Origin of the sequence: Nocardia jiangxiensis NBRC 101359, assembly GCF_000308615.1 — a bacterium.
Lineage (GTDB): Bacteria > Actinomycetota > Actinomycetes > Mycobacteriales > Mycobacteriaceae > Nocardia > Nocardia jiangxiensis.
On the sequence record NZ_BAGB01000003.1, the window covers coordinates 40,820 to 60,121 of the forward strand.

19 protein-coding genes are annotated in these 19,302 nt (G+C 66.7%); 7 read left to right on the forward strand and 12 right to left on the reverse strand.

Annotated elements, in window-relative coordinates; genetic code table 11:
* The first annotated feature begins 141 nt into the window (after positions 1–141).
* Positions 142–1,143 (forward strand): dTDP-glucose 4,6-dehydratase, encoded by a 1,002-nt coding sequence (rfbB, locus tag ON40_RS00995; protein WP_040817392.1) that lies wholly within the window; start codon positions 142–144, stop codon positions 1,141–1,143.
* A 25-nt stretch (positions 1,144–1,168) separates the two neighbouring features.
* Here the strand turns inward: rfbB and ON40_RS01000 are convergent, their stop codons facing one another.
* Together ON40_RS01000 and ON40_RS01005 are read right to left on the reverse strand one after the other, a co-directional pair.
* Positions 1,169–2,734: a DUF2142 domain-containing protein gene (locus ON40_RS01000; protein ID WP_040817325.1), complete on the reverse strand. Its 1,566-nt coding sequence runs from the start codon at positions 2,732–2,734 to the stop codon at positions 1,169–1,171.
* Complete coding sequence (locus tag ON40_RS01005; protein ID WP_040817327.1) at positions 2,731–3,696, reverse strand: glycosyltransferase; 966 nt, start codon at positions 3,694–3,696, stop codon at positions 2,731–2,733. Before ON40_RS01005 ends, ON40_RS01000 begins: the two co-directional genes overlap by 4 nt.
* Before the next feature lie 202 nt (positions 3,697–3,898).
* On the opposite strand from ON40_RS01005, the gene ON40_RS01010 reads away from it, so the two are divergent.
* Entirely contained in the window at positions 3,899–4,390 is a 492-nt protein-coding gene (locus tag ON40_RS01010) for a GtrA family protein (protein ID WP_245567602.1), read from the forward strand.
* A 66-nt stretch (positions 4,391–4,456) separates the two neighbouring features.
* Positions 4,457–6,364, forward strand: coding sequence for a glycosyltransferase (locus ON40_RS01015; RefSeq protein ID WP_040817329.1), 1,908 nt, complete (start codon positions 4,457–4,459; stop codon positions 6,362–6,364).
* 30 nt (positions 6,365–6,394) lie between these two features.
* Here ON40_RS01015 and ON40_RS01020 read toward each other — a convergent pair whose 3' ends face one another.
* From ON40_RS01020 to ON40_RS01055, 7 genes are all read right to left on the reverse strand, one after another.
* The gene (locus ON40_RS01020; protein ID WP_040817396.1) at positions 6,395–7,015 is read right to left on the reverse strand and encodes a TetR/AcrR family transcriptional regulator; all 621 of its coding nucleotides are present in this window, start codon (positions 7,013–7,015) and stop codon (positions 6,395–6,397) included.
* Positions 7,016–7,109: 94 nt separating this feature from the next.
* On the reverse strand, positions 7,110–7,958 hold the full coding sequence (locus ON40_RS01025) for an SDR family oxidoreductase (RefSeq protein WP_040817330.1): 849 nt from the start codon (positions 7,956–7,958) through the stop codon (positions 7,110–7,112).
* Between the two features lie 638 nt (positions 7,959–8,596).
* Complete coding sequence (locus ON40_RS54255; RefSeq protein ID WP_085997614.1) at positions 8,597–9,445, reverse strand: hypothetical protein; 849 nt, start codon at positions 9,443–9,445, stop codon at positions 8,597–8,599.
* Between the two features lie 19 nt (positions 9,446–9,464).
* The gene (glfT1, locus tag ON40_RS01040) at positions 9,465–10,418 is read right to left on the reverse strand and encodes a galactofuranosyltransferase GlfT1 (RefSeq protein ID WP_051192489.1); all 954 of its coding nucleotides are present in this window, start codon (positions 10,416–10,418) and stop codon (positions 9,465–9,467) included.
* Positions 10,415–11,230 (reverse strand): galactan export ABC transporter ATP-binding subunit Wzt/RfbE, encoded by an 816-nt coding sequence (wzt, locus tag ON40_RS01045; protein ID WP_040817333.1) that lies wholly within the window; start codon positions 11,228–11,230, stop codon positions 10,415–10,417. Before wzt ends, glfT1 begins: the two co-directional genes overlap by 4 nt.
* A gap of 8 nt (positions 11,231–11,238) precedes the next feature.
* Positions 11,239–12,132, reverse strand: coding sequence for a galactan export ABC transporter permease subunit Wzm/RfbD (wzm, locus tag ON40_RS01050; RefSeq protein ID WP_040817335.1), 894 nt, complete (start codon positions 12,130–12,132; stop codon positions 11,239–11,241).
* A gap of 33 nt (positions 12,133–12,165) precedes the next feature.
* Positions 12,166–12,756, reverse strand: coding sequence for a bacterial proteasome activator family protein (locus ON40_RS01055; protein ID WP_174434991.1), 591 nt, complete (start codon positions 12,754–12,756; stop codon positions 12,166–12,168).
* Between the two features lie 460 nt (positions 12,757–13,216).
* Between ON40_RS01055 and ON40_RS01060 the strand changes: the two genes are divergently transcribed.
* Positions 13,217–14,419, forward strand: a complete 1,203-nt coding sequence (locus ON40_RS01060; protein ID WP_040817337.1) for a cysteine desulfurase-like protein — start codon at positions 13,217–13,219, stop codon at positions 14,417–14,419.
* A gap of 17 nt (positions 14,420–14,436) precedes the next feature.
* On the opposite strand, the gene ON40_RS01065 is transcribed toward ON40_RS01060, so the two are convergent.
* Entirely contained in the window at positions 14,437–15,426 is a 990-nt protein-coding gene (locus ON40_RS01065) for an NAD(P)H-quinone oxidoreductase (protein WP_040817405.1), read from the reverse strand.
* Positions 15,427–15,650: 224 nt separating this feature from the next.
* On the opposite strand from ON40_RS01065, the gene ON40_RS01070 reads away from it, so the two are divergent.
* A complete protein-coding gene (locus tag ON40_RS01070) occupies positions 15,651–16,826 on the forward strand; it encodes an alpha-hydroxy-acid oxidizing protein (RefSeq protein WP_040817339.1) in 1,176 nt (391 codons plus the stop codon).
* A 28-nt stretch (positions 16,827–16,854) separates the two neighbouring features.
* A complete protein-coding gene (locus ON40_RS01075) occupies positions 16,855–17,349 on the forward strand; it encodes a MarR family winged helix-turn-helix transcriptional regulator (protein ID WP_040817407.1) in 495 nt (164 codons plus the stop codon).
* A gap of 60 nt (positions 17,350–17,409) precedes the next feature.
* Here the strand turns inward: ON40_RS01075 and ON40_RS01080 are convergent, their stop codons facing one another.
* On the reverse strand, positions 17,410–18,330 hold the full coding sequence (locus tag ON40_RS01080) for an alpha/beta hydrolase (RefSeq protein WP_281032991.1): 921 nt from the start codon (positions 18,328–18,330) through the stop codon (positions 17,410–17,412).
* Here ON40_RS01080 and ON40_RS01085 point away from each other — a divergent pair.
* Positions 18,289–18,735, forward strand: coding sequence for a MarR family winged helix-turn-helix transcriptional regulator (locus tag ON40_RS01085; protein ID WP_040817411.1), 447 nt, complete (start codon positions 18,289–18,291; stop codon positions 18,733–18,735). The two genes, ON40_RS01080 and ON40_RS01085, sit on opposite strands and share 42 nt — an antisense overlap.
* 119 nt (positions 18,736–18,854) lie before the next feature.
* On the opposite strand, the gene ON40_RS01090 is transcribed toward ON40_RS01085, so the two are convergent.
* Complete coding sequence (locus tag ON40_RS01090; RefSeq protein WP_040817413.1) at positions 18,855–19,292, reverse strand: NUDIX domain-containing protein; 438 nt, start codon at positions 19,290–19,292, stop codon at positions 18,855–18,857.
* Positions 19,293–19,302 lie beyond the last annotated feature (10 nt).

Consider the following 19,302-nt stretch of genomic DNA (forward strand, 5'->3'; position numbering starts at 1 on the left):
GTCTATCGGACCGGTGACCCAGGACTCGGTGTGATGAATATCACGGCCAATGAAGGCATTCAGTGCTGGAAACTTGATCTGAATGGGGTATTGACACCACGCGCACGCCGGGTATCCACTCGGCCGATATGATCGGTGACCGTGCGATTGCTCATTACCGGGGGCGCCGGATTCATCGGTGCGAACTTCGTCCAGCACACCGTCGCGGAACGTCCGGATATCCGCGTGGTGGTACTCGATGCACTCACCTATGCCGGTAACCGCGCCTCGTTGGATTCGATCGCCGATCGAATCGAGTTCGTGCGCGGAGATATCACCGACGCGGAATTGGTGGATCGCCTGGTCGGCGGCGCGGACGCCGTCGTGCACTTCGCCGCGGAATCGCACAACGACAACTCCCTGGCCCGGCCGTGGCCGTTCGTGCAGACCAATATCGTCGGCACTTATACGTTGCTCGAGGCGGTGCGGCGGCACGACGTGCGGTATCACCACATCTCCACCGACGAGGTCTACGGCGACCTCGACGCCGAGGATCCGGCATTCACCGAGAGCACTCCCTACAATCCGTCCAGTCCCTATTCGGCGTCGAAGGCCTCGAGCGACATGCTGGTGCGGGCCTGGGTGCGCTCGTTCGGGGTGCGCGCGACGATCTCCAACTGCAGTAACAATTACGGTCCGTATCAGCATGTGGAGAAGTTCATTCCACGCCAGATCACCAATCTCATCGACGGTGTGCGGCCGCGGTTGTACGGCGCGGGGAATCAGATCCGGGACTGGATTCACGTCGAGGACCACAACCGCGCGGTCTGGACGATTCTGGAATTCGGGCGAATCGGACAGACATATCTGATCGGCGCGAACGGGGAACTCGACAACAAATCGGTGGTACAGCTGATTCTGACCGAATTCGGCCGCGATCCCGGCGATTTCGACCACGTCACCGATCGGCCCGGACACGACCGCCGCTATGCCATCGATGCGAGCCTGTTGCGCACCGAACTCGGCTGGGAACCGCGGTACGGCGATTTCCGCGCCGGGCTGGCCGCCACCATCGGGTGGTATCGCGAGAACGAAACCTGGTGGCGGCCCGGCAAAGCCGCCGTGGAGAACGCCTATGTCGAATCGGGGGAGCGGGTGCTGTGATCGCTCCCACCGCGAATTCCCGGGCTCAGCCCCAGACCATGTAGCGGTACTTCAGGATCGCGGCCACCAGCGCCACGACCGTCGCCACGACGATCACCACGGCCGGGCCGCGCGCCGGTGTGCGACCGGTCGAGTCGGCCAGCCGCAACGGCATCCAGCGCAGCAGCACCGCCAGGCCCACGATGGCCAGCGGGACGAAGTAGCGACCCTGCACCCCGTCGAGCAGGTAGAACCCGACCGGCGAGAAGGACATGTACAGCGTCACGTAGATCATCGCGACGCTCGCCACGATCACCAGCGCGACGATCGCGGTGCGCAGGTGCGCCGCGGACATCCGCTCGGCGATCCCGGCGCTCACCGCGAAGGCCAGCAGGCAGGCCAGGATCGACAGCGCCGGAACCTCCACGTAGGAGAAGCCGAGCTCACCGAAGAACTGGGTGAACCAGTGCTGATCCCGGAGCCAGGTGCTGTGCACGAAGATCTGCGTGAACTGCACCGGATGTTCGAGGATGAAGTGCAGCTGATCGCCCGTCCGGACCGAATACCACTGGGCGGGCGGCCGCATCAGGCCCATCCCCTCGGTGGTCGGCGCGGCGATCTTCATCCACACCGCGAACAGCGCCGCACCGAGGATCGCGAAGAACCAGGGGACCCAGCGCAGCGCGCGACGGAAGCCGTACTGCCGGGCCGGAATCAGCGCGACCAGCATCGCCAGCAGCACGTAGGTCGGTTTGCTGAGTGGTAGCGCGATCGCGGTGAACAGCGCCGCGACCATCTCGCCGCGGGAGAGCCGGGCGTTCAGGAACAGGCCCTTCACCAGCAGACAGGACACCAGCACGGCCAGCGCGTTGGTGATCGTGTCGGCGGTGACCGTGCCGGCCTGGAACAGCGCGATGGGCAGCACCGCCACGGTGAACGCCAGCCACTGCACCCGATACCCGCGCAACGCGCGCAGCCCGAACGCGACGAGCACCAGGTAGGCGAGCAGTCCGGCGAGCCTGGTCAGCAGGACCGTCTGCCCGACGTTCAGCCCGGCCGCCTCCGCGATGCGCAGGCCCACCGCCGCGGGCACGTACGGAACCGGGGAGTAGGCCGCGGTGTTGGTGAACCACATCTGCTTGGTCGCCGAGGACACCGGCGCGTCCCCGAGCCGGTCGTACTGCGCGCGACCGGCGGACAGCGGGGCGGGCTCGGGCGGCCTGCGGTTGTAGTCCTTGAACGCGTAATCCATCAGTGCGTCGATGCTCACCGGGATCTGCCCGCCGTAGGCCACCCCGCGCGAATCCGCGATCCGCTCCGGCCCGAAGCCACCGTGCGCGACCTGGTAGGACCTGCCGAACTGGGTGAGCTCGTCATGCCCCCAGAACGGCGGCGTGAGGGCGGTGAACACCGCGCCGAAGACCGTGGCGATCAGCAGGAAGGCGACCGTGCCGATGCCCAGGTGCCGTTGCACCCAGCACACCACCGCACTCGTGCGGCTCGACGTCGAGGACGAATCCTCGTGTGGCACGGCATTATCGGACTTGGTATCGGTGTGCCCGGCGTCGTCGGCGGGCGAGTTGTCGGCTTCGGGCTCGGCCTGCGTGGTCATCTCGCCCGCCCGGCATGTTCGGGCACCGCGGCGCCCACCGCCGAATAGCGCAGATACATCAGTCTCGCGGCCTCGTGCCGGGACCGGCGGATACCGTCCAGGATCAGGCCCGCGGTCCAGGCCAGACTGCCCAGCAGCAGCAGGGTGAAGGCCAGGAACAGCGTCGGGAATCGCGGCACCTGGTGGATCTCGTAGAACTGCACGATGATCGGCACGGTCAGGATGATCGAGATCAGCCAGGCCAGCGTGCCGAACAGCCCGTAGAACGCGACCGGTCGCTCGTGCCGGGCCAGGCCGACGATCAACGCCAGGATCTTGAAACCGTCGTGGTAGGTGCGCAGTTTGCTCTCACTGCCCGCGGGCCGATCGCGGAAACCGACCGGGACCTGGGTCTGCGGCACCCGCAGATGCAGCGAATGCACCGTGAGTTCGGTTTCGATCTCGAACTCGCGCGAGACCGCCGGGAAACTCTTGACGAATCGGCGCGAGAACACCCGATAGCCGGAGAGCATGTCCTCGACGTTCTCGCCGAACACCTTGCCGACCACGCCGTTGAGCACCTTGTTGCCGGTTTCGTGACCGGCGCGGTAGGCCGAGGCGCCCGCATCCTCGCGGCGGACGCCCAGCACATGGTCGTAGGGGCCGGACAGCAGTGCCTCGATCATCCGGGGTGCCGCGGCGGCGTCGTAGGTGTCGTCGCCGTCGATCATCAGATAGATGTCGGCCTCGATATCGGCGAAGGCACGCCGGACCACGTTGCCTTTGCCCTTGGTCGTCTCGGTGCGCACGATCGCGCCCGCCTCGCGGGCCCGCTCGGCGGTGCCGTCGGTGCTCAGATTGTCGTAGACGTAGACGACGATGTCCGGCACGGCAGCCTTGAGGTCGCTGACGACCTTGGCGACCGCGGCTTCTTCGTTATGACACGGCACCACGGCGGCGATGCGAAATTCGGTGGGGTCCACCCCGTCAATCCCTCGGTATTTTGATCGGCCGACGAAAATACGAACACCGGGAGGCTACAGGGCTCCCACAGACCACTGTCCGCGAACCCTGTATAAGAGCTGTGCGGTCGAGCCGTACCCTCTCGAAACCGAGGTCGACCCGGTGGTGGGAGCGGTATTCGGTGGGATCGGGTACCGTCGCCGGGTGTCGCGGAGTGAGACAGTGACGGCGGAAACCGGGAGATCCGGTGATGGTCTGCTCGGCAAGGTGATCGCCGCATTGCGTACCGGCGGAGCGTTTCTGGTGGTCGGCGGGATCGGGTTCCTGGTCGATGCGGGCACCTACAACCTGTTGGTGTTCTGGGGCGGTCACGGTGTGCTGTACCGCTCGCCGCTGGTCGCGAAGATCATCGCGATCGCGGTTGCGACCGTGGTCACCTATTTCGGCAACAAATGGTGGACCTTCGCGCACAAGAAGGGCGGCAGTGCGGCGCGCGAATACGTGCTGTACACCGTGTTCAACCTGATCGCCATCGCCTTGCAGCTCGGCTGCCTGGGGTTTTCCCGGTACGTGCTGCACCTTTCGACACCGCTGTCGGACAACATCTCCGGCACACTCATCGGTCAGATCGTGGCCGTGATTTTTCGCTATTGGGCATACGACAAATTCGTGTTCACCGGCGCGTCGGCAGCCCGGCCCGACGCGGACGCGTGAGTCGGCGATAATGATTGCCGTCGCACAGGAATCACCTAGCAGACGAAACACAGAGGGAAATCCAGTATGGAACAGTCGGCTGGCCAGGCCGTGACCGAGAACGACCCGCGCTCCGTCGCCCCCGCGCCCGAGGCGCGGGTCACGGAGAACCTGGCCCCGGACCGGTTGGTGTTGGCGCGCGGCGTGTTCACCGGACCGGCGCCCAAGATCAGCGACGAACTGTACGCCGTGGTCAAAGGCAAATCGCAGCGCGAGCGGCTGTCGTTACGGCTGGACAAGGGCGCGAGCGCGCACACCAACACCTATTTCGGCCGGTTCGCGGCCAGTTACTGGCAGCGGTGGACGACCGTGACCGAGGTCGAGGTCGCGATGACGCTCGAGGTGGGTGATCGGGCGCGTATCCGCCTGGCCGCCTCCGATATCGCCGGGCATCGCCGCATCATCGACTCCGCCGACGTCTCCGGCGACGGCCGGGTGGTGCTGCGCGCACCGCTGGACCAGTACGTCGACGGTGGTGCGCTGTGGCTCGAATTCGACGCTGTCGGTGGGGAACTCGGCATCACCGAACTGGCCTGGAGCGCGCCCGCGCCCGAACGCGTGCGTCCGGTGGCCATCGCGATCTGCACGTTCAACCGCGCCGAGGACTGCGCGCACACCGTCGCCGCGCTGGCCTCGGATCCGGTGGTGCTGTCCGCGTTGACCGCGGTGTACGTGGTGGATCAGGGCACCGATCTGGTCGAGAACCGTCCGCTCTACCAGGAGACCGCACCGCGGTTCGGCGAGAAGCTGCACTACATCCGGCAGCCCAATCTCGGTGGCGCGGGCGGATTCACGCGCGGACTGTACGAGGTGTCCGCGGCGGGCAGTTTCACCGGTTCGGAGCACGCCGACATCATCCTGATGGACGACGACATCCTGTGCGAGCCGGAAACCGTTGTGCGACTTCAGGCTTTCGCCAATCTGACCGTGGAGCCGACGCTGGTCGGCGCGCAGATGCTGTTCCTGCTCAACCCCGACTACCTCAACGTCGGCGCAGAGGAGGTGCACCTGGGCGAGCTCAAGCACGGGCAGAAGGTGCCCAAGGCGTTGCGCAACACCAGCATGCTCAAGCGCAATCAGGAACGTCGCGTCGACGCGGGCTACAACGCCTGGTGGACCTGCCTGATCCCGGCCGAGGTGGTGGACCGGATCGGACTTCCGGTGCCGATCTTCTTCCAGTGGGACGACGTGGAATACGGCATCCGGGCCCGTGAGGCCGGGTTCGTGACGGTGACGCTGCCGAACGCCGCGGTGTGGCACGCGGACTTCTACTGGAAGGACTACGACGACTGGGCGCGCTACTTCAGTATGCGCAATTCGCTCATCGTCGGATCGATGCACGCCGATCTGGATCCCAAGGCGGTCACCCGTCAGCTGTTCCGGACGCTGGCCGAACATCTCGTCGCGATGCAGTACGGCCTGGTGCACACCACGTTGCAGGGGATCGAGGATTTCCTGAAGGGCCCGAAGGTGTTGCGAGACGGCGGAATCGCCGCTCTCGCCGCCGCGCGCGGCACCCGCTCGGAGTTCGAGGAGACGGTCAGACATCCGGCCGCGACGGCCCCGATCCGGTCCGCCGACATCCAGGTGCGCCGCGACGCCGGCGATCCGAGCCGCCCGGTCCTGGTGCTGATCAAGCGCGCGATCCAGCAGTGGACCGGCCGCACCCAGCCCGGCCTCAAGGCGGTCACCCGCGAGGACGCGCACTGGTGGCACGTGGCCCTGTTCGACCACGTCATGGTCACCGACGCCTCCCAGTCCGGTGTGCGAATCCGCAAGCGGGACAAGGCCAAGGCCCGCGCCCTGCTGCTGCGCACCATCCGCGTCCTGCGCCGCCTGCGCCGCGAACTCCCGGCCCTGAGCCAGCAGTACCGCACCGCCATGCCCGAACTCACCAGCCGCGAGAACTGGGAACGCCTTTACAAGATTGACTGACTTCGAGTCGACGCCCGTCCGAGGCCGGGGTCAATCGGACCCCGGCCCGTCGGTGCCGGGCGAAGGTCGATGACACAGCAGGATTCGGGCCGATTCGGCGACGTCCGCTTCCAGCCAGGCGGGTAGTTCCCCCTGGCGGGCGTGGCGGCGGAGGGTGGCGTTGGGGAGGTCGACCACGGCGTTGGCCACCCGGTCCAGATCGCGGGGAGCGGTGCTGTGGAACAGGTCTCGGGTGAGGCGTTGGATGTGGCCGAACAGGGGCGCGTTCATCTGCTCGAGGCGCTGGCGCAGATCGGATTCGGGTTCGCCGTCGAGTAGGTCGCGGGGGCGCAGTTGCAGCAGGAGTTTCGCGTCCTCGGGCAGGGCGCGGGCGAAATCTATTGTGGATACCGCCATTCCGACCGCGGCCTCGAGCGGGTCGGGGTGTTCGGCGGCGGCCAGGGCGCGGGCCTGGAAACGTTCCAGGGCCCGCATCCAGGTCGCGACCAGGACGCCGTTGCGATTGCCGAACCGGTGGTAGAGCGTGCCCACCGGCGCACCGCTGGCCGCCGCGATCGCGGCGACGCTGGCCGCGCGCGGACCGTCCCGCAGTACCAGACTGCGGGCGGCGTCCAGGATCGCGTCGGTGTCGTGCTTGCGGGGCGGGGCCATCTCCAGGGCATCCTCGGTCGGGAAGCGGAACTCTGATGGCACCACAGACTAGTCCCGCCCGGACCTGGCACGAGGTCCGGGCGCGGACTGGCGATTACAGGAACAGGTCGGTGGTGAGCGGTCCGTCGCCGGGGGTCACCCGATATTTGTCCAGATCGGTGATGCCGTGTTCGGCGAGCACCTCGTCATCGATGTAGAAGTTGCCGGTGGCGCTCTTGGCGGGCGAGGTCAGCACCAGGTACGCGGCGTCGGCGTAGATGTCGGGGGTGCGGGAGGTGGAGACCATATCGTCGCCGCCGAGCAGATTGCGGACCGCGGCGGTGGCGATGGTGGTGCGCGGCCACAGCGAGTTCACCCCGATGCCGTACTTGCGCAGTTCCTCGGCCAAACCCAGTGTGGTGAGCGACATTCCGTATTTGGCGATGGTGTAGCCGAGCGAGGCTCCGGCCCATTTCGGGTCCAGGTTCAGCGGCGGCGAGAGGGTCAGGATGTGCGGGTTGCGATCGGCTTCGGCCGAGGCCCGCAGTGCCGGAATGCTCAGTTTGGACAGCAGGAAGCTGCCGCGGCAGTTGATGTCCTGCATCAGGTCGTACTTCTTCATCGCCAGCTGTTCGGTGGGCGCGAGATCGATCGCCGAGGCGTTGTTCACCACGATGTCGATACCGCCGAAGCGGTCCACGGTCTCCTGCACCGCCCGCGCGACGCCCTCGTCGTCGCGCACATCGCCGACGAATTTGTGCACGGCGCCGCCCGCTTCCTCGAGTTCGGCGGCGGCGGTGTGGATGGTGCCGGGCAGTTTGGGATGCGGCTGATCGGTCTTGGCGATCAGGGTGATGTTGGCCCCGTCGGCGGCGGCACGCTTGGCGATCTCGAGTCCGATGCCCCGGCTGCCGCCGGACATGATCATGGTCCTGCCCGATAGCGGCTTTGCTGCGTTCGTCATGCCTGTCTCCAATCTTCTCGGCGTCGCTCCCACTCGATGATCTCGAATGAGCCGCCGCCGGTGTCCGGATCGACCTGAATCGCAGAGTAAGCCACCTCAGGTGACTATGCAATCAGTTGCATATGAAGTCACAGTGCGCGGGATCGACCCGGTGATCGGACGGGAATGGCGAAATCGTATGCTGGACAGGGAGAATCGCCCGGCGCACAGGCCGTCGATGTTGGTATCCGCCCGCGTCGGCGCGCATGCGAGAGCCCCGAAGGTGTCGCGATTTCTGCGCCGCGTCCATACGGATCGCGCGGGCCGGGACCCAGCCGGTATCGAACAGCCGTGCATACCCAGCGAAAGACGGCTGTATTCCAGCCGAGCGGACAGAGGGCACGTCGACGGTGAGAACGGCACAGGTGCGACCGGACCGGTAGGGCGGTCCGGTGCCTGCGCGCGGGAACTCAGCGCAACGGGTAGCGGAGGGAGATATGTGCGGCGACGAGGGTCGCCTCACCACCTCGCAGTCCGGCCACCTCTGTCCGGAAATTCGCCTTCACGTATCTCACCTCCTGCCCTTCGATGGCTGCTGAACTGTGATACCTACTGTCGCAGTCCATTACACGGACCGCAACGGAATTTAGCGGTGCCTGCTACGCGGCCAGGCCGACGAAGAGTTCGAGCAGGATCAGGACCGCCACGATGCCCCAGATGATGTACATGGCCGTGACGCCGGGCGTCTTCTGCGGCACCGGGCCGATCGCGCCCTCGAGCATCCACATCACGGGAGAGCGGTAGTAGACCTTGGTGCTCTGCCCGTCGGCGACGGGTACGACCGCGTCACCCGGGCCGAAATCCCAGATCCACTTGGTCTTGACCTGTACGTGGTACTGACCCGCGCCGACGGGAATATGCGTTGTGCCCCAACGGGATCCGGGCACCTCCTGCCCGTTCAGCAGGATCCGCGGGCTGCTCAGCGCGAGCAGGGCCTGGAGCGGGTAGTACGACGCCTCGACCACGATTCCCGGCGGTCCGGGGCGAGGCTGGAAGACATCTGCTTGCGGCGCAACGTAATTCGGCTGCGGGTACGGAGCGGGTTGGGCGCCGTAGGGATTGGCCGGACCGCCGAACTGCTGTGGCACACCGGGATTCGGCGCACCGTAACCCGGCTGGGGTGCGCCCTGCGGCGGATAACCGGGCTGCGGGTATCCCGGCTGCGGCACACCCTGCTGCGGAATTCCGGGCGACGAAACATTCTGCTGCTGTGGATAACCGGGCTGCTGATAGCCGACCTGCTGATAGCCCGGCACGGAATTACCTTGCGGCTGTGGATAACCCGGCTGCGGAACCGCGGCCTGACCCGGACCGGTCTGCGGCTGCGCGGCGCCCTGGGGGTGGTGTCCGTTGGGCGACTGTGGCGCACCGGGACTCGGCTGTGGGCTGTTCGGCTGCCAGGGCTGCCCGTAGGGTGATTGTCCGCCGTAGGGGTTGCTCACGGCCATGCCTCCAAAAAGTACTGGTCTATCCGGGTTTGTGGAACTGCTCGCGCCGCCCGAGCCGCCGCAGGCGCAACCATTCTCGCAGACCCGCCGGATCTTTCTGCTGTACCAGGAAGAACCAGGAGAATCGGGCCCACTCCTGCGGAAGCAGTTTGCGCATACCGGGTTGCGCCATGAGGTATCCGCGATTGCGGTAGGTGAAGTACCGCTTCACCGGATCGTCCGGATACTGGGTGTGCATGCGGCCGCCAAGAATCGGCTTGAACTCGGCGGACCCGTTGGGGTGCAGATAGGCCGTGCGCAGGCAGGTGCCGAACGGCAGACCCGAACGCACCAGCCGCCGGTGCACCTCCACCTCGTCACCGCGCACGAACAACCGCAGATCCGGCACGCCGATCACATCCACCGCGCGAGCGGAGATCAGCGCGCCGTTGAACAGCGAGGCGATCCCCGGCAGCAGATCCTCGTCGCCGTCCGCGGAGGTGTACAGCTCCGAACGCCGACGCCGCCACACCACGCCGCGGCGCAGTGGGAAGGCCAGCTGATCCGGGTCGTCGATATCGCAGACCACCGGGGACACCTCGGCCAGCCCGTTCTTCGTCGCACAGTCCGCCAGCGTGGCCAGCACCTCGGGTCCCTCGGGACGTCCGTCGTCGTCGGCCAGCCACACCCAGTCCGCGCCGAGCGTCAGCGCGTGCAACATGCCCAGTGCGAAACCGCCCGCGCCGCCGAGATTGTGCTCCGAACCCAGATAGGTCGACTGCACCGGCTGCTCGCGCACCAGTTCGCCGACCTCGGGCTCGTTGGCGTTGTCCACGACGATCAGATGATCGATCGGCCGGGTCTGCGCGGTGAGCACCTTCAGCGATTCGGCGAGCAGTTCACGGCGTTTGTGCGTGACGACCACCGCGACGATCCGGGACGTTGGGCCGGGAGGAGGCAACTGCGCGCCGTCGCCCGGGACCTGATCACTCATGAACGATTGTGCTCCAGTTCCCGTGCGAGTTCGCGCTGTATCTGGGCGACGTGGTCACCGGCCTCCGGACCCTCGTAGGCCCGCACCACTTCCTCGATGCCACCGCGCATCCGCACCGTGCCGTGATCGATCCAGATCGCGGAATCGCAGAGCTGCGCGAGGAATTCGTTGGAATGGCTGCAGAACACCAGGATGCCCGAGCGGGCCACCAGATCCTGCAGCCGGTTGCGCGCCTTCTTCAGGAAGTCCGCGTCCACCGCGCCGATACCCTCGTCCAGCAGCAGGATCTCCGGGTCGATGGAGGTCACCACGCCCATCGCCAGGCGCACCCGCATACCTGTCGAGTAGGTGCGCAGCGGCATGTTCAGATATTCGCCGAGTTCGGTGAATTCGGCGATCTCGTCGACCTTCGAGAGCATCTGCTTGCGGGTCTGCCCGAGGAACAGCCCGCGAATGATGATGTTCTCGTATCCGGAGATCTCCGGGTCCATGCCGACGCCGAGATCGAACACCGGCGCGACCCGCCCGCGCACCTGCGCACTGCCGCGGGTGGGTTCGTAGATCCCCGAAAGCAGGCGCAGCAGTGTCGATTTGCCCGCGCCGTTGTGCCCGACGAGCCCGACCCGATCGCCCTCGGAGAAGGACAGGGTGATCTCGCGCAACGCCTCGACCACCACCACGTCGGACTGATTGCGTCCGATCGCGCCGCCCGCCTTGCCCAGGAACGCCTTCTTCAGCGATCGCGACTTGGCGTCGAAGATCGGGAATTCCACCCATGCGTCATGGGTTTCGATGCTCACTCGCTCGGTCATATGGCCCTTTACACCCAGTACGGGACGCGAGAACGGAACTGCTTCATGGCCAGGATCGCCACTGCCCAGCCCACCACGGTGATGCCCAGCACCACAACCCAGCTCAGCAGGCTCGACGGCTCACCCAGCAGCGGCGCGCGCACGATCTCCAGGTAGTGGTAGGTGGGAATGATCTCGATCAGCCGGGCGCGTTCGCCGATGGCGCCGGCGTGGTCGGTGAGCGATTTGGTATTCCACATCACCGGCGTCAGCACGAACAGCATCAGCGTCATACTGCTCAGAATCGGCGCGATATCGCGGTAGCGGGTGGCGAAGATGCCGAACACCAGCGTCACCCACATGGCGTTGAGGAAGATCAGCACGATCGCCGGAATCGCCAGCAGCACACTCCAATGCAGGTGATGCCACAGGCCCGCGACCGGGATGAGGATCACGTAGATGATCAGGTTGTGCGCGAAGAACAGCAGCTGCCGCCACACCAGCCGGTAGACGTGCACGCTCAGCGCCGACGGGAGTTGTTTGATCAACCCCTCGTTCGCGATGAAGATCTCCGAACCTTCGAGAATGCTGTTCGAGATGATGTTCCAGGTGATCAGGCCGACCGTCACATAGGCCACGTAAGCGCGCAGATCCTGGCCCAGCAGCGTCGAATACAGCACCGCCATCGCGCCCGCCTGCACTGCGGTCGCGATCGTGATCCAGAACGGACCCAGCACCGATCGCCGATAACGCTGTTTGATGTCCTGCCAGCCCAGCGACAGCCATAGCTCACGCTGGGAGAAGCCGTCGCGCAGATCCTTGAAGGCACGTCGGAACGATTGGGAATCGGACACTATGGCTACCGAGACGTCGGCCGGGCTCTGTTCGGCGACCGCCGACTCGGCAGGGGCAGCTGCAGGCACAGTGCTCGACTGTAGCGGACTGTGTCGATCGCTCTACAGGTACTGACCGGAGACCCCCGAGGAACCTTGCTGACCACCGTCGCGCGGAACGTGCATACCGGGCGGCAACGCGTGACGCATCTGTTCGAGCTGGGCGCGGGCGGCCATCTGCTGGGCGAACAGCGCGGTCTGAATGCCGTGGAACAAACCCTCCAGCCAGCCGACCAGCTGGGCCTGGGCGATGCGCAACTCGGCGTCGGACGGGATGGTGTCGTCACCGAACGGCAGCGCCAGCCGCTCGAGCTCCTCGCGCAGCTCCGGCGCGAGGCCCTGTTCGAGCTCGCGGATCGACGTCTTGTGGATCTCGCGCAGCCGGGTGCGGCTGGCATCGTCCAGCGGCGCGTGGCGCACCTCTTCCAGCAGCTGTTTGATCATGGTGCCGATCCGCATGACCTTGGCGGGCTGCTCGACCATATCGGCGAGCGACTCCTCCTTGGCCGCGTCGTCACCGGCCTCGGCGGCACCCTCGCCGACCACCTGACCGGCGAGCGGCGATTCACCCCGGGAACTGGCAGGGACGACCAGCGGCTGGCCGTCGGGTCCGATCACCACGATGGAATCCGATTCTCCGTCCGAGTGCGTCATGACCTCCATCATGTCCGGTTGGAACGCAATGCGCTAAGTGAGGTCGGATCCTCGGCCACAGCGCCACGAACCGACCGCCCGGCGACGAGACAACCCTCGCCCGCCTGGTTTCGTCACCTCGGAAAACGCCAACGCCAGGGTTCGCGGCCCGTCTCGTCGTTCGGACGCGTGGCGGGTGCGAGGAACGAGTGCCCGACACGGGGCCGAGCGGCGAGACTTCCGGGGCCGCGAACACGCCGGAGCGGAGCGGAGGCAAATCAGACACAGTATTCTGTTGCCGTCTTGTTCGCATCAGGTGTGGTGCTCGGTTTGCTGAAAGTCGGTTACCCATGTTGCGTGATCTCCCACCCGGTAGTCCGCTCGCTGCGGGTTCCGAGGTGCCGCGTTCGTCGGTCGGCGACCGGTCGTTTGCCGTGAACACGGTTACGCCGACTTGCCCCGTGCGCTTAGAGTGGCCTGCATGACTTACGACGTCGCACGGGTTCGGGGCCTCATACCGTCCCTGGGCGACGGGTGGATCCATCTCGACCCGCAGGCAGGCATGCTTGTTCCGGATTCGGTATCGCGTGCCGTCTCAACGGGTTTCCGCACGTCGGCCTTTTCACATACCAATCGTCACGCCGCCGCAAAGCGCAGCGGCGCCATCCTGGACGCGGCCCGCGAGGCTGTGGCGGATCTGGTCGGCGGGGATCCGGCGGGTGTCGTGCTCGGTCCGGATCGGGCGGTTCTGCTCGCCTGGCTGGCCGAGTCGCTGAGTTCCCGGCTCGGGCTGGGCACCGGGATCGTGTTGTCCCGCTTGGACGACGAGGCGAACGTCGCGCCGTGGCTGCGGATCGCGAATCGGTATGGCGCGCATGTGCGCTGGGCCGAGGTCGAGATCGAGACCTGTGAGATGCCCGCCTGGCAGTTCGAGGAGTTGATCGGGCCGACCGCGCGGCTGGTCGCGTTGACCGCCGCCTCGCCGATCGTCGGCTCGGCGCCGTCGGTGCGGGTGGCTGCCGATCGCGTGCACGAGGTCGGCGGGCTGCTGGTCGCCGATTGCTTCGGCGCCGCACCCTATGCGCTGATCGATATCGACGATCTGAACGCCGATGTGGTCGCCCTGTCTGCTCCGGCGTGGGGCGGTCCGCAGATCGGCGCGCTGGTGTTCCGCGATCCGGCCTTCCTGGACCGGATTCCGTCGATGTCGCTGAACCCGTACGCCAAGGGCGCGGAACGGCTCGAGGTCGGTGGGCATCAGTACGCCCTGCTCGCCGGGCTGACCACGTCGATCGACTATCTGGCCGGTCTGGACGAGCAGGCCACCGGGACCCGGCGCGAGCGGCTCGAGATGTCGATCACCTCACTGCAGGACTATCACGACCACCTGTTCGAGCACCTCATGGAGGTGCTCGACCGCATCCCGAACCTGACCGTCATCGGCCGCGCCTCCACCCGCATCCCGACGGTGAGTTTCACCATTTCCGGATTGCAGGCCGAGAAGGTGTCGGCCAAGCTCGCCGATCTGCGGATCGGCACGTTGTCGGGTGCGCACGGCGGCAGCCGCCTGCTCGACGCGTTGGGCGTCAACGACGAGGGCGGTGCGGTGACCATCGGGTTGGCCCCGTACACAACGAAATTCGAGATCGATCAGCTGGGCCGAGCGCTCACCTCACTGGACTGAGGCGAGCCGCCCCGAGCTCAGTCCTCGCGGATTCGCAGGATGACCTTGCCGACGGTTTCCGCGGAATCGAGCAGTTCGTGCGCGGCGGCGGCGTCGGTGACGGGGAGTTCGGCGTGCACGACCGGGACCACGGTGCCCTCGGCGATCAGCGGCCACAGGTGGCGGTGCAGTTCGGTGATGATCTCGGCTTTGCTGGATCGGCCGGTGGCCGCGCGTTTGCGCAGGTTGGTGGCGTGCACTGTGCCGCGTTTGCCCAGCAGCGTGGACAGATTCAGCTCGCCCTTGACCCCGCCCTGCATGCCGATGATGCACAGCTGTCCGTCCTCGGCGAGGGCCTCGATGTTGCGGCCCAGATAGGCCGCGCCCATATTGTCGAGAATGACGTCCGCGCCGCCGGATTCGGCGAGGGTGGCGACGAAATCCTCTTCGCGGTAATTGATCAGGATGCTCGCGCCGAATTCCTTGCAGCGATCCAGTTTTCCCTGTGATCCGGCCGTCACCGCGACCCGCGCACCTCGGCTGACCGCCACCTGAATGGCGTGCGTCCCGATCCCGCTTCCGCCGCCGTGGATCAGCAGCAGTTGTCCGGCGCGCAGTCCGGCCCGCATGACCAGATTCGACCAGACCGTCGCCGCGACCTCCGGAAGCGCCGCTGCCACAGCTAGATCCATCCCCTCGGGCACCGGCAGCAGCTGCGTCGCCGGAACCACCACCTGCTCGGCGTACCCGCCCCCGGACAGCAGCGCACACACCCGGTCACCGGGATGCCAATCCCGCACACCGGCCCCGACCTGCGCGATCACTCCCGAACATTCCAGCCCGAGCACTTCGCTGGCGCCCGGAGGCGGCGGATAGAAGCCCTGCCGCTGCAACAAGTCGGCCCGGTTCACACCGGCTGCGGTGACGTCGATCAGAACTTCCCCGGCCCCCGGACCTGGCAGATCAGGGCTCTGCGCCCACCGCATCACCTCGGGCCCACCGAAGCCGTCCAGTTCGATCACATACATGACGCTCATTGTGAACTCCGTTCGCCTCCGACGCGGCCCCGGGCCTCGCCGGGCGTGGCATCAGCGTGCCCGATTCCGGCGGATTCGCAGGTTGTCCGTGTTCCGGAGTCGAGGGGGCTTGCACTCACTTTCCGGATGCCGACCTCGCCTGCCGACGATGATCGCCTCCCGCGGTGTTCCGTGACCGATGTGCCGGTCGGCGGCCGTAGGCTAGCGTTCCCGGCATGAGCAGCTTCGCGGACTTCCAGAACGAGATCTATCTGGCCGGGTTGTCCGCTGTGGTGCCGGATCTGCCGATGTCCGCCGCGGGGTTGGAGCAGCGGGCGAAGGAGCAGCTGGACGCGGTGGCCTACGCGTATGTCGCGGGTAGTGCGTCGGCGGAGCGGACTGCCGCGGCGAACCTGGCCGCCTTCGATCGGCATCGGTTGCTGCCGCGGATGTGGCGCGGGACCAGCGGTCCGGGCGGGCGGGATCTGTCGGTGGAGGTGCTGGGCACCAAGCTCGCGGCCCCGGTGCTCACCGCGCCGATCGGTGTGCTGGAACTGCTGCGTGAGCAGGGCGAGAAGCTGGTCGCGGAGGTCACCGCGGAATTGGGTGTGGGCATGGTCCTGTCGACCGCGTCCTCCACGCCGATCGAGGAGGTCGGCGCGGCCGCGGGCGCGTGGTGGTACCAGCTGTACTGGCCGAACGATCTCGACCTGGCTCGTTCGCTGGTCGAGCGTGCCGCCGCGGCCGGTGCGCGGGCCATCGTCGTCACCGCCGACACTCCCGGAATGGGTTGGCGGCCACGCGATCTCGAACTCGGCCATCTGCCCTTCCTGCAGGCCAAGGGCATCGCGAACTACCTGTCCGATCCAGTGTTCCGCGCCAAACTCGCCACCCCGCCGGAGGAGAGCGAGGAGGCGATGCGGATAGCCGTGCTGACCTGGGTGGGGTTGTTCGGCAATCACACCCTGCGTCCCGCGGACCTGCGGCGACTGCGCGAATGGACCGATCTGCCGATCGCCGTGAAGGGTGTGCTGCATCCCGCCGACGCCCGCGAACTGGTCGGCGCGGGTGCGGACGCGATCGTGGTGAGCAATCACGGTGGCCGTCAGGTGGACGGTTCGATCGCGGCGCTGGATGCCCTGCCGGAGGTCGTCGCGGCGATCGGCGACCGCGCCGACGTGCTGTTCGATTCCGGCGTGCGCACCGGTTCGGACGTCATGATCGCCCTCGCGCTGGGAGCCAAGGCCGTGCTCTACGGACGTCCGTGGGCATACGGCCTCGGCCTGGCCGGTCGCGACGGCGTGCGTCACGCCCTGCGCCTGCTGCTGGCCGATTTCGATGCGTCGATGGGACTTTCGGGCTATGCCCGCCCCGGCGACCTGGATCGCACTGTGCTGCGGAGCGCTCGGTGAGGTTCGGTTCGGCCAATACACTGTTCGGATGATCAAGGAACCGGTCGGTCGCACGGCGGTGGAGCCGAGGTGGCTCAGCTCGCCCGAGCAGCGGGCCTGGCGCGCCTACATGGACGGTCATCAGCGCCTGATGGCGGAACTGAATCGTCAACTCCAACGCGACAACGACCTGAGCGTCGCCGAGTACCGCATCCTGGTCCTGCTGTCCGAGGCCCCCGACCGTTCCCTGCGGATGAGTGACCTGGCAGACGGCGTCCTGTCCTCCAGAAGCCGTCTGACCCACCAGATCCGCCGCATGGAAACCGCCGGCCTGGTCCGCCGCACCTCCTGCGAGGAGGACGGCCGAGGCGTCCGCGCCCACCTCACCGACGAGGGCATGGAACGCCTCCGCGCAGCCTCCGCCGGCCACGTCAACGAAGTCCGCCGCGACTTCGTAGACCTACTGACCCCCACCCAACTCCGCGTGATCGCCGAAGTCTTCGAACTCGTCGACACCGAACTCTCCACGCGCCCAACGAAATAGGGCACGAGCTGCCCGGCGGTCCGCGCCGTGAGCTGTGGACCGCCGGGCGCGGGGTCGTGATCAGTTGGTGCCCAAGGCATTTCGCAGGGTGGTGACCGCCTGGGTGATGGCGGCTTCGGCGGCGTGGGTGCCGCGCAGGGCATTGAGCATGACGAAGTCGTGGATGATGCCCTGGTAGCGGATGGCGGTGACCGGGACTCCGGCCTGGCGGAGTTTGTTGGCGTAGGCCTCGCCCTCGTCGCGCAGGACGTCGGCCTCGCCGGTGATGACCAGCGCCGGGGGGAGTCCGGCGAGTTGGTCGAGGGTGGCGCGCAGCGGTGAGGCGGTGATCCGGTCGCGTTCGGTTTCGTCGGTGGTGTACTGATCCCAGAACCACTTCATGCCCTCGCGGGCGAGGAAGTAGCCCTCGGCGAACTGGTGGTAGGAACCGGTGTCGAAGCTGGCATCGGTGACCGGGTAGAACAGCACCTGTGCGACCAGCGGAACATCGCCGCGCTCCTTGGCCATCAGGGTCAGCGCCGCGGCCATGTTGCCGCCGACGCTGTCACCGGCCACGGCGATCCGGCCGGAATCCAGATTCTTCCCAGCGCCCTCGGCGACGACCCACTGCGCGACGGCGTAGTTCTGCTCGATGGCGACGGGGTAGCGGACATCGGGCGAGCGGTCGTACTCGGGGAAGACCACGGCCGCGCGCGCACCGACCGCGAGCTCCCGGACCAGGCGGTCGTGGGTGTGGGCGTCACCGAAAACCCAACCCGCCCCGTGGATGTAGAAGATGACCGGCAGGGTGCCCTCGACACCGGCGGGCCGCACGATCCGAGCCTTGACCGACCCGGTCGGCCCACCCGATACGGTGACCCACTCCTCGTCGACCGCGGGCTTGGCGATCTCCCCGGCCTGAACCTCGTCGACGGTCTTGCGGCCTTCCTCGACGGGCAGCTGAAAAAGGAACGGCGGCTTCGACGTGGCCTGGACGACCAACTCTGCTTCGCCCTCTACGCGGCCTCCCGCGCGGTCACCCAGCGATACCGTCCCCTGCTCGAGAACCTCGGCCTGACCTACCCGCAATACCTGGTCCTGCTGGTCCTCTGGGAACATGACACCGTCCCCGTCAAGGACATCGGCGCAGCCCTCCAACTCGACTACGGCACCCTGACCCCACTGGTGAAACGTTTGGAGACAGCAGGTTTCGTCCGCCGTGAACGCGACCCCGACGACGAACGCACCGTCCGCGTCAGCCTCACCGACCGCGGAGTCGACCTGCGCGAACGAGCCCGCGAAGTCCCCGCCGCCATGGGCGCGGCAATGGCGTTGCCGGAGAACGACTTCGCCGAAGCCAAACGAATCCTCCGCCAGCTGACCGTCAACGTCTCCGGGCAGCCCTGATCCGAGCCGCAGGGAAGCTGCGCCCGATACCGCGAAACTCCTGCGGTACAAGGGCTCTCGGTCCCCGAAGTTTTCTGCCGACCGACCCTTACCTGTCGTGCGGATTCGCGGGCTCTGCTTTACAACGCCTGGTACGCCGCAAGCACCTGCCGGACGGTATCCGTCACGGGCGGTTCCTCGGTGAGCGCCGTCCAGGTGTAGGCGTCGTGCTCCTGCAACTGCACAGGATCAGCGCTGGCGACGTCGACCGCGAAGTTGAACTGGCGCGACTTCTTTCCGCTGCCCGACTGGTAGTCGAAGCTGCCGAGATATTCGCTCACGGCCGTGACGTCGAGACCAGCTTCTTCCTTGACTTCGCGGACCAGGGCTTGATCGAGGGTTTCGCCGAGTTCGACCTTGCCGCTCGGCAGTTCCCAGATGCCGCCCATGAAATCGTCTTCGGGACGTTGCAGCAGGAGCACTCTGCCGTCGTGCTGAACAACGGCACCGACCACGAACTGCTGGATGCCGTCGCCGCTCGCTTCTGTGGTGAGTCGTTCGATCAGGTGGGGTTCCATGAAATTCATC

Coding starts and splice junctions, on each gene's coding strand:
- ON40_RS01000 (WP_040817325.1), bottom strand. CDS start 2,734: ATGACCACGCAGGCCGAGCCCGAAGCCGACAACTCGCCCGCCGACGAC.
- ON40_RS01015 (WP_040817329.1), top strand. CDS start 4,457: ATGGAACAGTCGGCTGGCCAGGCCGTGACCGAGAACGACCCGCGCTCC.
- ON40_RS01020 (WP_040817396.1), bottom strand. CDS start 7,015: ATGGCCCCGCCCCGCAAGCACGACACCGACGCGATCCTGGACGCCGCC.
- ON40_RS01025 (WP_040817330.1), bottom strand. CDS start 7,958: ATGACGAACGCAGCAAAGCCGCTATCGGGCAGGACCATGATCATGTCC.
- ON40_RS54255 (WP_085997614.1), bottom strand. CDS start 9,445: ATGGCCGTGAGCAACCCCTACGGCGGACAATCACCCTACGGGCAGCCC.
- glfT1 (WP_051192489.1), bottom strand. CDS start 10,418: ATGAGTGATCAGGTCCCGGGCGACGGCGCGCAGTTGCCTCCTCCCGGC.
- wzt (WP_040817333.1), bottom strand. CDS start 11,230: ATGACCGAGCGAGTGAGCATCGAAACCCATGACGCATGGGTGGAATTC.
- ON40_RS01055 (WP_174434991.1), bottom strand. CDS start 12,756: ATGACGCACTCGGACGGAGAATCGGATTCCATCGTGGTGATCGGACCC.
- ON40_RS01060 (WP_040817337.1), top strand. CDS start 13,217: ATGACTTACGACGTCGCACGGGTTCGGGGCCTCATACCGTCCCTGGGC.
- ON40_RS01065 (WP_040817405.1), bottom strand. CDS start 15,426: ATGTATGTGATCGAACTGGACGGCTTCGGTGGGCCCGAGGTGATGCGG.
- ON40_RS01070 (WP_040817339.1), top strand. CDS start 15,651: ATGAGCAGCTTCGCGGACTTCCAGAACGAGATCTATCTGGCCGGGTTG.
- ON40_RS01075 (WP_040817407.1), top strand. CDS start 16,855: ATGATCAAGGAACCGGTCGGTCGCACGGCGGTGGAGCCGAGGTGGCTC.
- ON40_RS01090 (WP_040817413.1), bottom strand. CDS start 19,292: ATGGAACCCCACCTGATCGAACGACTCACCACAGAAGCGAGCGGCGAC.